Below are 12,904 nucleotides of genomic sequence, written 5' to 3'. Positions count from 1 at the left end.
GTCAAATGATCACCAACCTGCTGGTCGCCAACCGCGGCGAGATCGCCCGCCGGGTGTTCCGCACCTGCCGGGAGCTCGGCATCGCGACCACCGCCGTCCACTCGGACCCGGACGCCGGCGCCCCGCACGTACGGGAGGCGGACGCGGCCGTGCGGCTGCCCGGCGCCGCGCCCGCGGACACCTACCTGCGCGGCGAGCTGATCGTCCGGGCCGCGCTGCGGGCGGGGGCGGACGCCGTCCACCCGGGGTACGGATTCCTGTCGGAGAGCGCGGAGTTCGCCCGGGCGGTGCTGGACGCGGGCCTGCTGTGGGTCGGCCCGCCACCGGCCGCGATCGCCGCGATGGGCTCCAAGACGGCCGCCAAGCGGCTGATGGCCGAGGCCGGGGTGCCGGTGCTGGGCGCGCTGGCCGAGCCGACCGAGGCCGACCTGCCGGTGCTGGTGAAGGCCGCGGCGGGCGGCGGCGGCCGCGGCATGCGGGTGGTCGAACGGCTGGCGGACCTGCCCGCCGAGCTGGCGGCGGCCCGGGCCGAGGCGGCCAAGGCCTTCGGCTCGGACGAGGTGTTCTGCGAGCGCTACCTGCCCAGCGGCCGGCACGTGGAGGTGCAGCTGCTGGCCGACGCCCACGGCACGGTGTGGGCGGTGGGCGACCGCGACTGCTCCCTGCAGCGGCGGCACCAGAAGGTGATCGAGGAGGCCCCGGCCCCCGGCCTGCCGCCGCGGGTGCGGGCCGAGTTGCACGCCGCGGCCGCGGACGCCGCCAGGGCGATCGGCTACGTCGGCGCCGGCACCGCCGAGTTCCTGCTCACCGAGGACGGCCGGTTCTACTTCCTGGAGATGAACACCCGGCTCCAGGTCGAGCACCCGGTCACCGAGGCGGTCACCGGCCTGGACCTGGTCGCGCTCCAACTCGCCGTCGCCGAGGGCGAGGAGCTGCCCGCGGGCGGGCCGCCGCCGAGCACCGGGCACGCGATCGAGGCCCGGCTGTACGCCGAGGACCCGGCGAAGGACTGGCAGCCCGCGACCGGCACGCTGCACCGCCTCGAACTGACCTCGGAGCACCAGGAGTTCGGCGGCAACGGACTGCGGCCGGACTACGCGGTGTGGCGGGACTCCGGACTCCGGATCGACTCCGAACTGCGGCTGGACTCCGGGGTGGAGGCCGGCAGCGAGATCAGCCCGCACTACGACGCGATGCTCGCCAAGGTGATCGTCCGGGCGCCGACCCGGGCCGCCGCCGCCCGGAAGCTGGCCGACGCGCTGGCCCGGGCCCGGATCCACGGGCCCTCCACCAACCGGGAGTTGCTGGTCCGCGCGCTGCGGCACCCGGCCTTCCTGGCCGGGCGGCTGCACACCGGCTTCCTGGCCGAGCACGCGGCCGAGCTGCTCGCCCCCGAGGCCGGGGGCGCCGGGCGGGCCGCCCTGGCCGCCGCCCTCGCCGACGCGGCCGAGCGCGGCACCGCGCTGCCGTCCGGCTGGCGCAACCTGCCCTCCCAGCCCCAGTCCAAGCGCTACCGGGCTGCCGACGGCGGCGAGTTGGAGGTCCGCTACCGCCGGACCAGGGGCGGCCTGGAGGCCGTCGACCACCCGGACGTCGAACTCGTCGAGGCCGGGGCCGGGTTCGTCCTGCTGCGCGAGGGCGAGGTGCAGCGACGCTACGAGGTGGCCCGCTACGGGGACCAGATGTACGTCGACTCCCCGACCGGCAGCACCGCGCTCACCGTGCTGCCGCGCTTCCCCGACCGCACCGCCCAGAGCGACCCGGGCGCCCTGCTCGCCCCGATGCCCGGCACCGTCCTGCGCACCAGCGCCGCCGTCGGAGACACCGTGGCAGCGGGCCAGCCGCTGCTGGTGCTGGAGGCGATGAAGATGGAGCACCGCGTCACCGCCCCGGCCGACGGCACCCTGGTGGAACTGCGCGTCACCCCGGGCCAGCAGGTCCGGCTCGGCGCCCTGCTCGCCGTCGTCAAGTCCCCCGAAGAAGCCTGAGTACCGCCCGACCACCCGCACCGCGGAAGGACCACGCATGTCGGCCATCGGCAGTCAGCTCCTCGAAACCCCCGAACGCACCGCCCTGCGCAAGGCCGTCGGCGACCTCGGCCGCCGCTACGGCTCCGCCTACTACCTGGCCAAGGCCCGGGCCGGCGAGCCCGCCGAGGAGCTGTGGGCGGAGGCCGGCAAGGCCGGCTACCTGGGCGTCAACCTGCCCGCCGAGTACGGCGGCGGGGGCGGCGGCATCAGCGACCTCGCCATCGTCCTGGAGGAACTCGGCACCGCGGGCTGCCCGTTGCTGCTGCTGATCGTCTCCCCGGCGATCTGCGGCACGGTGATAGCCCGGTACGGCACCGAGGAGCAGAAGCGGCGCTGGCTGCCCGGACTGGCCGACGGCAGCCGCAAGATGGCCTTCGGCATCACCGAGCCGGACGCGGGCAGCAACTCGCACCGGATCTCCACGGTCGCCCGCCGGGACGGCGAGGACTGGCTGCTGACCGGCCGCAAGGTCTTCGTCTCCGGCATCGACCACTCCGACGCCGTGCTGTTCGTGGCCCGCACCGAGACTGCGGACACTGGAGGGGGCCGCACCGGCAAGCTCAAGCCCTGCCTGTTCGTCGTCCCCCGGGACACCCCCGGCTTCGAGTACCGGGCGATCCCGATGGAGTTGGTCGCCCCCGAGAAGCAGTTCCAGGTCTTCCTGGACGACGTCCGGCTGCCCGCCGACGCCCTGGTCGGCGACGAGAACGCGGGCCTGCTCCAGCTGTTCGCGGGCCTCAACCCGGAGCGCATCCTGACCGCCGCCTTCTCCCTCGGGCTGGCCCGGCAGGCGCTCGGCAAGGCCGTGGAGTACGCGAAGACCCGCACCGTCTGGTCCACCCCGATCGGCGCCCACCAGGGCCTGGCACACCCGCTGGCCCAGTGCGCGGTGGAGATCGAGCTGGCCCGGCTGATGACCCAGAAGGCCGGGCTGCTCTACGACGCGGGCGAGGACCTGGCCGCCGGGGAGGCCGCCAACATGGCCAAGTACGCGGCCGGGGAGGCCGCCGCCCGCACCGTCGACCAGGCGGTGCAGACCCTGGGCGGCAACGGCCTCACCCAGGAGTACGGCCTGGGCGCTCTGCTGGCCGCCACCCGGGTCGGCCGGGTCGCCCCGGTGAGCCGGGAGATGGTGCTCAACTTCGTCGCCCAGCACACCCTGGGCCTGCCCAAGTCGTACTGAGCAGCCCTACCGAGCAGCCCTGCCGAGCAGTCCTGCCGAGCATCGGCACCGAGGGGCGCGCGGCCGCCACCGCAGCGCGCCGCCGTCACCGCACGCCGGTCAGGTGCGCGAACACCACCGTGTTGGCCTCGTACCCGGTGCGCCGGTCGAACTTCCCGCCGCAGGTGATCAGTCGCAGCTCGGCCCGCTCGGTGGGGCCGTAGACCAGGGCGTCCGGGAAGCCCTGCTTGGGGAAGACCCGGACCTCGTCCACGGTGAACACCGCGGTGCGCCGGTCCTTGCGGGCCACCTCGACGATGTCGCCGGGGCGCAGCAGTCCGAGCCGGTAGAAGACGGCCGGTCCGGTGTGGTTGTCGGCGTGGCCGACGACGAGCGCGTTCCCGGCGGCGCCGGGTGTGGTGCCGTCCCGGTACCAGCCGGCCAGGTTGCGCTGGTCCATCGGCGGGGTGTTCAGCTGCTGGGCGGCGGTCAGTCCGAGGCCGGTGACCGGGGCGTCGACCTTGATCGAGGGGATCCGGACCCGGGTCGGCACCGAGGGCGGCAGCGGCGGGTGGGCGGGCGGCCCCGGGCTCGGCCGGGCGGTCGCCGACGGCGCCGCGGGTGCCGGGGCGGCGGGCACGGCGGCGGGGGCCGGCGGCAGCGGCGGCCCGTTTCGGCCGGTGGAGCCGTCGTGCACCAGCCAGGCGCCGCACGCCGCCAACGCGAGCGCGGCGACCCCGGCCCGCCAGGGGCCGGAGCCGCCGCGCGGCGCGCGGGTGGCGCGGTCAGGACTCGGCATTGCGCCCGGAGCGGCGGCGCAGCGCGCGGACACCCAGTCCGCCGGCGCCGAGGACCAGCGCGAGGCCGCCGAGCACCTCGGCGGTGTCGGTCCCGGAGGTGCCGCCACCACCGGTGCCCACCCCGCCGTGCGGGCCGCCGCCGGGCGAGTGGCTGGGCGAGTGGCTGGGCGAGTGGCCGGGGGAGACCGAGGGCGAGTGCGAGGGCGAGCTGCTGGGTGACACGGACGGCGAGGAGGAGGGCGAGGGTGACGAGGACGGAGACGGGGACGGGGACGGTGACGAGGTGGCGCAGGAGACGTCGAAGACCTTCTGCTTCGCCGCGCCGTTCTCGCCGACGAACGTCCATTCGAGCTTGTAGTGCCCGTCCGGGAGGGTGAAGTCGCCGGTGTGCCCGGTGCCGCCGACCAGGACGATCGACCCGGCCAGCACCTGGGCGGTGCCGGTCGGCGGCTGCTGATGGACCGTCCAGTTGACCTCCTGGATGGTGTCGAAGTTGAAGGCGTCGAAGTAGAAGCGGCAGACCTTGGGGTCGTCGCGGGTGTCACTCACCGCGGTGGTGCTGTCGTGCACCTTGACGTCGCCGTTGTCGCCCGGCGCGGCCAGTGCGACCGGGGCTCCGCCCAGGGCGAGCACGACCGCGACGCCGGCGGCGGCGAGCAGACGACGGGCGGACGGCAGGGCAGCGGGCGGCACGGGGACGGAGGTCGATCTCACAGGGGCGCTCCAGGTTCCGGGGGGCCGCACCCGGGCGGGCGGCCGAGGAGCACACCGTCCGATCGAGCGCCCTCCGGAGCAACTGCGCCACGCCTGCCCCCACCCCGGTTCCCCACAATGGCCCAGTCCCGCGCCGCACTGTCCGTATGCTCCTGAACGCGCCCCGTACCACCCGCTCGCCGATTTGGTTGCTGCATCAACTTCCTTGCTGGAGGCATGCCTTGGTGTTCCGTAGCGAGTTCCCGGACGTCCCCGTCGTCGACCTGCCGATCCATGACGCGGTGCTCGCCGCCGCCGCCGAGTACGGCGACCGGCCGGCCCTGATCGACGGCCTCACCGGGGAGCAGGTCAGCTACGCGCGGCTGGCCGCCTCCGTCGAGCGGGTCGCCGCCGGACTGGCGGAGACGGGGGTGGGCAAGGGCGACGTGGTGGCCCTGTTCAGCCCCAACTCGGTCAGCTACCCGATGGCCTACTACGGCGCCAGCCGGGCCGGTGCCACCGTGACCACGGTGTCCTCCCTCAGCACCGCCCGCGAGCTGGCCGGCCAGCTCGCGGACAGCGCCGCCCGCTGCCTGATCACCGTCTCCCCGTTCCTGGCGACCGCCCGCGCCGCCGCCGAGCTGCTGGCCGCCGAGGGCCGCCCGCCGGTCGAGGTCATCGTGCTGGACGGCGCCGAGGGCCACCGCTCGCTCGCCGACCTGCTGGCCGCCACCGGCCCCGCCCCGGAGCCCGCGATCGACCCGGGCGAGGACGTCGCCGTGCTGCCGTACTCCAGCGGCACCACCGGACTGCCCAAGGGGGTGATGCTCACCCACCGCTCGATGGCCACCAACCTGGCCCAGACCGACGCCCTCTACCGCCCCTCCGTCGGCGAACGGGTGCTCGCGGTGCTCCCGTTCTTCCACATCTACGGGCTGACGGCCCTGCTCAACCAGCCGCTGCGGTGCGGCGCCACCGTGGTCGTGCTGCCCCGCTTCGACCTGGAGCAGTTCTGCGGTGCGGTCGAGCGCCACCGGGTGCAGGGCCTGGTGGTCGCGCCGCCGATCGTGCTCGCGCTGGCCAAGCACCCGGTGGTGGCCGACTTCGACCTCTCCTCGGTCGAGTACCTGCTGTGCGCGGCCGCCCCGCTGGACCACGATCTCGCCGAGGCCTGTGCCCGCCGCCTGGGCCTGCCGCACCTGCTCCAGGGCTACGGGATGACCGAGCTGTCCCCGGTCACCCATGTCGTCTCCCCGACGGAGCGCGACCCGGTGCCCGGCTCGGTCGGCCGGATGGTCCCCTCCACCGAACTGCGGGTCATCGCCCTGGACGGCTCCGGCGCGGACCTCGGGCCGGGGGAGCCGGGCGAGCTGCTGATCCGCGGCCCCCAGGTGATGAAGGGCTACTTCGGCCGCCCCTCCGACACCGCCGCCATGGTCGACGCCGAAGGCTGGCTGCACACCGGCGACATCGGCTACGTGGACGGGCGCGGCTACCTGTTCGTGGTCGACCGGGTCAAGGAGCTGATCAAGTACAAGGGGTACCAGGTCGCCCCCGCCGAGCTGGAGGCCGTCCTGCTCGGCCACCCGCAGATCGCCGACGCCGCCGTGATCGGCGTCCGGGACGCCGACGGGACGGAGTGCCCCAAGGCCTTCGTGGTCCGCGCCCCCGGCAGCGGGCTCACCGCGGAGGAGGTCACCGGGTACGTGGCCGGGCACGTCGCCCCCTACAAGAAGGTGCGCGCGGTGGAGTTCGTGGACGCCGTCCCCAAGTCCGCGGCCGGCAAGATCCTCCGCCGCGAACTGCGCGCCCGCGAGGCCGCCCGCGAGGCCGTCCGCTGAGACCCGCCGACCAGGACCCGGGCGGCCGGCGGGCGCGGCCCGTCTGTGAGGATCGACCCGCGGCGCCCCGACCCGCCGCGCCCCGACCGGAACAGAACCCATCGACACAGGAACCGCCACCCGCCATGACCAGCCACCCCGCCGTCCGCACCCCCCAGCAGGACCGCAGCCGAGCGACCCGGGCCCGGTTGCTCGCGGCCGCCGTGGACTGCCTGGCCGAGCTCGGCTGGCAGGGCTCCACCGTCACCGTGGTCGCCGAACGGGCCGGCGTCTCCCGGGGCGCCGCCCAGCACCACTTCCCGACCCGCGAGGACCTCTTCACCGCGGCCGTCGAGCACGTCACCGCCGAGCGGCTGGCGGCCGTCCGCGCCCACGCGGACGAGCTGCCGGCCGCCGGCCCCGACCGGACCCGGGCCGTGGTCGACCTGATCGTCCGCCTCTACACCGGCCCGCTGTTCCGGGCCGCCCTGCACCTGTGGACCGCCGCCGCCACCGAGGACGGGCTGCGCGAGCGGATCGTCGCGCTGGAGGGCCACGTCGGCCGGGAGGCCCACCGGGCCGCCGTGGAGTTCCTGGACGCCGACGAGACCCGCCCGGGCGTGCGCGAATCGGTGCAGGCCACCCTCGACCTCGCCCGCGGACTCGGCCTGGCCAATCTGCTCACCGACGACAGCCTTCGACGTTCCGGAGTGATCCGGCAGTGGGCAGGCGTTCTGGAGAGTACGCTGCGGCCGGTACGCCCATGACGCCCGTACAACCGAGCGACCGGACGGCCCCCGACCAAGGGGTCGCCGGGCGGCCGATGTCCGTGCAGTCTGGAGAAGAACCCCGGCCGGCACCGACCGCGAGGCCCATCCGGCCGGGAACGAGCCGAACCGGGGTGCTGCCTGAATGCACGGACACGAGTGGGACGCGACCGCCGCCGCCGGCCCCGCGCCGAGCGGCGATCCCGTACGTCCGGAGGGTCACCGCCTCGTCCCGCTCGCCACGGCCCTGCTGCAGAGCGACGGCCTGATCCTGCACTGGAGCGAGGACGCCGAGGCGCTGCTCGGCTACTCCGCCGAGGAGGCGGTGGGCAGCTACGCCGCCCGGCTGCTCACCGACGAGACCGACCGGCCCGCGGTGCTCGGCCTGTTCCAGCGGATCATGTCCGGCAGCGGCGCCTCCTTCGTCTTCCCGGTCCGCCACCGCGACGGCCACCGGGTCGAGCTGGAGTTCCGCACCTACCCGATCGCCGGACCGGCCGGCACCCTGCTGCTGCTCGCCACCGCCACCGACACCCAGGCCCTGCACGCCATCGAGGCCGACCTCGCGGTGCTGGACGGCGTCTTCGGCCGCTCCCCGATCGGCATGGCCGTCTACGACTGCGACCTGCGCTACGTCCGGATCAACGAGGCGCTGGCCCGGATGAACGGCGTCCCGGCCGCCGCCCACCTCGGCCGCCGGATATCCGCCGTCCTGCCCGGCATCAACACCGCCGAGATCGAACAGACCATGAGACAGGTCCTCAAGACCGGCAAGCCCGTGGTGGACGCCCGCTCGCACGGCCGCGTCCCGGGCGACCCCAAGCGGGACCGCGCCTGGTCCGCCTCCTACTTCCGGCTGGAGGACTCCACCGGCCGGGTCTTCGGCGTCTGCTCCTCGATCATCGACGTCACCGAACGCTTCCAGGCCGAGGCCCGGGCCGCCCGGGCCCAGGAACGGCTCGCCACCATCGCCGAGGCCACCGCCCGGATCGGCACCACCCTCGACCTCCAGCGCACCGCCGAGGAACTCATCGAGGCGGTCGTCCCCCGGTTCGCCGACTTCGCCACCGTCGACCTGCTGGAACCGGTGCTGCGCGGGGCCGAGCCCACCCCGATCCCCTCGGACCGCTCCGTCACCCTGCGCGCCGTCGCGGTCGGCGAGAACTACGACACCGGCCTGGCGCACGCCGTGGACGTCGTCGGCGAGACCTCCGAGTACGCCCCCGACCGGAGCTACACCCAGTGCCTGCGCAGCGGGCGGCCGCTGCTGCGCGCCCACGTGGACGAGGAGGTGCTGCGCGGCCTGGTCTCCAGCGAGGACCGGGTGGCCCCCGGGATGGCCGCCGGCATCCACTCGTACCTGATGGTGCCGATCACCGCCCGGGGCATGGTCCTCGGCGGCTCCGAGTTCATCCGGATGCGCAACCCCGAGCCGTTCAACGACGCCGACGTCGCGCTCGCCGAGGAACTCGTCGCCCGCACCGCCCTGGCCCTGGACAACGCCCGGCTCTACCGCCGGGAGCGGGAGACCGCCCTCACCCTCCAGCGCAGCCTGCTGCCGCAGGAGATCCACCGCACCCTCGGCCTGGAGATCGCCTACCGCTACCTGCCCAGCAGCGTGGTCAGCGAGGTCGGCGGCGACTGGTTCGACGTGGTGCCGCTGTCCTGCGGGCGGGTCGCCCTGGTGGTCGGCGACGTGATGGGCCACGGCATCCGGGCCGCCGCCACCATGGGCCAGCTGCGCACCGTCGCCCGTACCCTGGCCACCCTGGACATGCCGCCCGAGCAGGTGCTCACCCGGCTGGACGAGACCGCCTCGGGGATCGGCGAGGGCCAGTTCGCCACCTGCATCTGCGCCGTCTACGACCCGCTGGAGCGCACCGTCCAGGTCGCCTCGGCCGGGCACCTGCCGCCGGTGTGGGTCGGCACCGACGGCACCGCCCGCCGGATCGAGGTGCCGCCCGGCGTCCCGCTGGGCGTCGGCGGGGTCGCCTTCGAGTCCATCGGCTTCACCCTCCCCGAGGGCACCCTGCTCGCCCTCTACACCGACGGACTGGTGGAGCGGCGCGGCCAGGACCTGGACCACGGCATCGACCTGCTGGCCCGCACCCTGGCCGGGCCCGGCCGGACGCTGGAGGAGAGCTGCGACGCGGTGATCGGCGCCCTGGTCACCGACGGCACCGAGGACGACATCGCGATGATCATGGCCCGGGCGCTGCCGGTGCCCGCCGACCGGATCGCCACCCTGCCGCTCACCGGCGGCGGCAAGCTCCCCGGCAAGGCCCGCCGCTTCACCCGGGCCACCCTGGACGCCTGGGGCCTGACCGCGGTCTCCGACTACGCCGAACTGCTGGTCAGCGAACTGGTCACGAACGCCCTGCTGCACGCCGAGGCGCCGCGCCGGCTGCGCCTGTTCCGCGACCGGGTGCTCACCGTCGAGGTCTCCGACGCCGGCGGCGCGGCCCCGCAGCTGCGCCCCTTCGCGGAGCAGGACGAGGGCGGGCGCGGGATGTTCCTGGTCAGCGAGCTCGCCCAGCGCTGGGGCAGCCGGCTGACCCGGGACGGCAAGGTGGTCTGGGCCGAGCTGGAGCTGCCCTTCGGGGTCTCCTAGGCGCTGCCGGACGCGCGAGAACGGTCGTTCCCGTAAACGGGGAACGACCGTTCTCGCGCTTCCTCACGCGGGCACGTGCGGCTTGTCCGCGTGCTCCGCGTGCTCCGCCGTCTCCGGCTGCTCCGGCCCTGCAGCGACCGGCCCTGCGGTGACCGGCCCTGCGGTGACCGGCCCGGTAGCGACGGGCTCGGCCGCCGTCGGGGCGGACAGCCCGCGCAGCAGCAGCCAGGCCAGCAGGCCCGCGCCGACCAGCAGCACCCCGGCCAGCAGCCCGGCGCTGTTCATGCCGTGCACGAAGGCCTCTCTGGCGCTCGCCAGCAGCGGCCGGGCGAGGTCCGGCGACAGCCCGGCCGCCGTCTCCACGGCCGCACCCAGCGACTCCCCGGCCCGGGCGGCGACCTCCGGGGAGGCCCCGGCCGGGACGGTCAGCCCGTTCGCGTAGATCGAGCCGACCACCGAGCCGACCAGTGCGATGCCGAGCGCGGTGCCCAGCTCGTACGCGGTCTCGGAGACCGCCGAGGCGGCCCCGGCCTTGTCGGCGGGCGCGGCGCTCAGCACCAGGTCGGCGCCGAGGGTGTAGACCACGCCCTCCGCGGTGCCGGTGACCAGGAAGGAGACCGCCAGCACCAGGTAGGTGGTGTCCTGCTGGAACCAGCCCAGCGCGCCCGCCGCCAGGCCCATCGCCAGCAGGCTGACGGTCAGCGCCCTGCGCGCGCCGAAGCGCCGGGCGATCCGGGCGGTGAGCAGCCCGCCCGCCACCGAGCCGGCGAAGGCCGGCAGCTCCGCCAGGCCCGCCTGGAGCGGCTCGTAGCCGCGCACCAGCTGGAGGTACTGGGAGACCACGAAGATCACGCCGGACAGGCCGACCAGGGAGATCAGCGAGGCCGTGACGGCGGCGGTGAACCGCCGGTCGCGGAACAGCCGGACGTCCAGCAGCGGGGTCTCCAGCCGCAGCTGGCGGCGGACGAACATGGTGAGCGCGGCGGCGCCGAGCAGGAAGGTGACCGGGACGTCCCAGCGGGCCACGCTGTGCGCGGCGGCCTCCTTGATCGCGTAGACCACGCCGATCACCCCGGCCATCGACAGCCCGACGCTCAGCACGTCCCAGCGGCCCGGCTCCGGGTCCCTGGACTCCGGCAGCAGCCAGGCGCCGAGCACCAGCAGCAGGAGCAGCACCGGGATGTTCAGCAGGAACACCGAGCCCCACCAGAAGTGCTCCAGCAGCAGCCCGCCGATCACCGGCCCGAGCGCGGCACCGGCGGTGGCGGCCGCGCCCCAGATGCCGATCGCGGTGGCCCGCTCCCGGTCGTCCGGGAAGAGGCTGCGGATGAGCGACAGGGTGGAGGGCATGATCGTCGCCCCGGCGACGCCGAGCAGCGCGCGGGCCAGGATCAGCCAACCCGGGCCCGGCGCGTACGCGGCCAGCAGGGAGGCCGCGCCGAAGGCGGCGGCACCCGTCAGCAGCAGCTTCTTGCGGCCGATCCGGTCGCTCAGGGCACCCATGCTGACCAGCAGGCCGGCCAGGACGAAGGAGTAGGAGTCGCCGATCCAGAGCAGCTGGGTGCCGCTGGGGCGCAGCGTCTCGCTGATGGACGGAATGGCGAGGGACAGCACGGTCGCGTCGAGGGCGACCACGGTGACGGCCAGCACCAGGACGGCGAGGCCGGTCCAGCGCTGGCGGGTGGTCGGGGCGGGGGTGCTCATGGTGTATCGGTTTCCGGTTTCCGGTCCGAGGTGCTGTGGGTCGTCGCGTCGGGGGTGGCGACGGGGGCGGGGGCTTCAGGCCGGCGCAGCGCGCCGCCCAGGAAGAGCTCGGCGAGCGAGAAGGCGGCGTCGCGCGGGGCGAGCCGGCCGTCCTGGATGGCCCAGCCGATGCCCGCCACCAGGTCGAAGAAGGCCTCGCTCATCCAGGCGGCGCTCAGCTCGATCCGGAAGACGCCCTCGCGCTGCCCGCGCAGGAAGAGCGCGTGCAGCCGGTCGATCTGGACCTCCCAGAGGTCGTTGATGTCGGCGTGGTCGTAGAGCTGGTTCTCGCCGGCCAGGAAGGCGCAGAGCATGGCGTCCGGGACGGCGGCGTCCACCAGGCGGCGCAGCGCGGCCTGGGCGTCGCCCTGCTCGGTGGCGGCGGTGTCCAGGGCGGCGGCGAAGCGCTGCAGGCCGCGCAGGCCGACCTCGCGGATCAGCGCGTCGCGGCCGGGGAACAGCCGGTGCAGGGTGGCCCGGCTGATGCCCGCGGCGCGGGCGATCTCGTCCAGGTGGGCGGTGGGGCGGCGGGACAGCACGCCGACGGCGGCTTCCAGAACGGTGTCGCGGTCGGTGGCCATGCAACGAGTCTAGGCCAAGTGAGACATCCGTGTCTCACTTTTACTGCGGGGATCTCAACTGCGAGGTCGGCGACCGGCCGATGGGCAGCAAAAAACCGGGGGCGGCGGGTGCCGTCCCCGGTCGGGGTGGAGGTGGGCCGAAACGGCCCGCTCCGCTGCGCTCAGCTCTGGTTGTAGAACCCGGTGTCGTCGATCGGCCGGTCGATCACCGTCACCTCGACGTCCGCCGGGGTGAGCAGGAAGACCCGGCGGGCGATCCGCTCGATGCCGCCCCGGGTGCCGAAGATCAGCCCGGAGGCGAAGTCGACCATGCGCTTGGCCTCGGCCTCGTCCATCTCGGTGAGGTCCATCACCACGGGGATGGAGGCCCGGATGTGCTCACCGACCGTACGGGCCGCCTCGAAGCCCGTCGGCCGCAGGGAGACGATCTTCGCGGGCGCGGGGACGGCCGGCACCGTCTCCTGATCCACCCACTCGTCGTCGTACACCGCGGCCGGGTAGTTCCCGGAGGGCATCAGCCACCCGTTGTGGTGCTCGTCGCGAAGTGCTCCCATGCCGCGCCTCCCTGCCTCGTCCCGTCTGGTCCCCCGGGGGTGAGTGTCCTTCTTGACACGTCATCCACTCGACGGAACTGTCCGAGTATCGCACTGTTCACCGGTCCCGTGCCCGTTCGCGGCCCCCGTAAGAGTCGTGCCGT

The 12,904-nt window shown here is 74.6% G+C and carries 10 protein-coding genes; 5 read left to right on the top strand and 5 right to left on the bottom strand.

Annotation, left to right across the window (positions count from 1 at the left end; translation table 11 throughout):
- Positions 1-5: 5 nt before the first annotated feature.
- Both ACIQWA_RS02800 and ACIQWA_RS02795 read left to right on the top strand, forming a co-directional pair.
- The gene (locus tag ACIQWA_RS02800) at positions 6-1,988 is read left to right on the top strand and encodes an acetyl/propionyl/methylcrotonyl-CoA carboxylase subunit alpha (protein ID WP_402477253.1); all 1,983 of its coding nucleotides are present in this window, start codon (positions 6-8) and stop codon (positions 1,986-1,988) included.
- A 37-nt stretch (positions 1,989-2,025) separates the two neighbouring features.
- Positions 2,026-3,213 (top strand): acyl-CoA dehydrogenase family protein, encoded by a 1,188-nt coding sequence (locus ACIQWA_RS02795; RefSeq protein ID WP_402477250.1) that lies wholly within the window; start codon positions 2,026-2,028, stop codon positions 3,211-3,213.
- An 85-nt stretch (positions 3,214-3,298) separates the two neighbouring features.
- On the opposite strand, the gene ACIQWA_RS02790 is transcribed toward ACIQWA_RS02795, so the two are convergent.
- Both ACIQWA_RS02790 and ACIQWA_RS02785 read right to left on the bottom strand, forming a co-directional pair.
- On the bottom strand, positions 3,299-3,991 hold the full coding sequence (locus tag ACIQWA_RS02790; RefSeq protein WP_402477247.1) for a class F sortase: 693 nt from the start codon (positions 3,989-3,991) through the stop codon (positions 3,299-3,301).
- Complete coding sequence (locus ACIQWA_RS02785; RefSeq protein ID WP_402477244.1) at positions 3,978-4,706, bottom strand: hypothetical protein; 729 nt, start codon at positions 4,704-4,706, stop codon at positions 3,978-3,980. The genes ACIQWA_RS02790 and ACIQWA_RS02785 overlap by 14 nt, the downstream gene beginning before the upstream one ends.
- 221 nt (positions 4,707-4,927) lie before the next feature.
- Between ACIQWA_RS02785 and ACIQWA_RS02780 the strand changes: the two genes are divergently transcribed.
- The 3 genes from ACIQWA_RS02780 (at position 4,928) to ACIQWA_RS02770 (ending at position 9,883) form a co-directional block, all read left to right on the top strand.
- Positions 4,928-6,526 carry a 4-coumarate--CoA ligase family protein gene (locus ACIQWA_RS02780; RefSeq protein ID WP_402477242.1) on the top strand — a complete coding sequence of 533 codons (1,599 nt, stop codon included), beginning with the start codon at positions 4,928-4,930 and terminating at the stop codon, positions 6,524-6,526.
- Between the two features lie 125 nt (positions 6,527-6,651).
- The gene (locus tag ACIQWA_RS02775) at positions 6,652-7,272 is read left to right on the top strand and encodes a TetR/AcrR family transcriptional regulator (RefSeq protein WP_360230409.1); all 621 of its coding nucleotides are present in this window, start codon (positions 6,652-6,654) and stop codon (positions 7,270-7,272) included.
- A gap of 145 nt (positions 7,273-7,417) precedes the next feature.
- On the top strand, positions 7,418-9,883 hold the full coding sequence (locus ACIQWA_RS02770) for a SpoIIE family protein phosphatase (protein WP_402477238.1): 2,466 nt from the start codon (positions 7,418-7,420) through the stop codon (positions 9,881-9,883).
- Positions 9,884-9,946: 63 nt separating this feature from the next.
- On the opposite strand, the gene ACIQWA_RS02765 is transcribed toward ACIQWA_RS02770, so the two are convergent.
- The 3 genes from ACIQWA_RS02765 to ACIQWA_RS02755 all read right to left on the bottom strand — a co-directional run bounded on the left by ACIQWA_RS02765 (position 9,947) and on the right by ACIQWA_RS02755 (position 12,761).
- Positions 9,947-11,587 carry an MFS transporter gene (locus ACIQWA_RS02765; protein ID WP_402477236.1) on the bottom strand — a complete coding sequence of 547 codons (1,641 nt, stop codon included), beginning with the start codon at positions 11,585-11,587 and terminating at the stop codon, positions 9,947-9,949.
- Positions 11,584-12,207 (bottom strand): TetR/AcrR family transcriptional regulator, encoded by a 624-nt coding sequence (locus tag ACIQWA_RS02760; protein WP_402477233.1) that lies wholly within the window; start codon positions 12,205-12,207, stop codon positions 11,584-11,586. Before ACIQWA_RS02760 ends, ACIQWA_RS02765 begins: the two co-directional genes overlap by 4 nt.
- A 161-nt stretch (positions 12,208-12,368) precedes the next feature.
- A complete protein-coding gene (locus tag ACIQWA_RS02755) occupies positions 12,369-12,761 on the bottom strand; it encodes a cell division protein SepF (RefSeq protein ID WP_402477230.1) in 393 nt (130 codons plus the stop codon).
- Between the last annotated feature and the right edge of the window lie 143 nt (positions 12,762-12,904).

It is taken from the genome of Kitasatospora sp. NPDC098652 (assembly GCF_044760155.1).
GTDB lineage: Bacteria > Actinomycetota > Actinomycetes > Streptomycetales > Streptomycetaceae > Kitasatospora.
This window is presented reverse-complemented; position numbering and strand designations above follow the sequence as displayed.

What these genes read in the sequence shown, in the direction of transcription:
- ACIQWA_RS02800 (WP_402477253.1), top strand. Translation starts at nt 6, where the DNA reads ATGATCACCAACCTGCTGGTCGCCAACCGCGGCGAGATCGCCCGCCGG.
- ACIQWA_RS02795 (WP_402477250.1), top strand. Translation starts at nt 2,026, where the DNA reads ATGTCGGCCATCGGCAGTCAGCTCCTCGAAACCCCCGAACGCACCGCC.
- ACIQWA_RS02790 (WP_402477247.1), bottom strand. Translation starts at nt 3,991, where the DNA reads ATGCCGAGTCCTGACCGCGCCACCCGCGCGCCGCGCGGCGGCTCCGGC.
- ACIQWA_RS02775 (WP_360230409.1), top strand. Translation starts at nt 6,652, where the DNA reads ATGACCAGCCACCCCGCCGTCCGCACCCCCCAGCAGGACCGCAGCCGA.
- ACIQWA_RS02770 (WP_402477238.1), top strand. Translation starts at nt 7,418, where the DNA reads ATGCACGGACACGAGTGGGACGCGACCGCCGCCGCCGGCCCCGCGCCG.
- ACIQWA_RS02765 (WP_402477236.1), bottom strand. Translation starts at nt 11,587, where the DNA reads ATGAGCACCCCCGCCCCGACCACCCGCCAGCGCTGGACCGGCCTCGCC.
- ACIQWA_RS02760 (WP_402477233.1), bottom strand. Translation starts at nt 12,207, where the DNA reads ATGGCCACCGACCGCGACACCGTTCTGGAAGCCGCCGTCGGCGTGCTG.
- ACIQWA_RS02755 (WP_402477230.1), bottom strand. Translation starts at nt 12,761, where the DNA reads ATGGGAGCACTTCGCGACGAGCACCACAACGGGTGGCTGATGCCCTCC.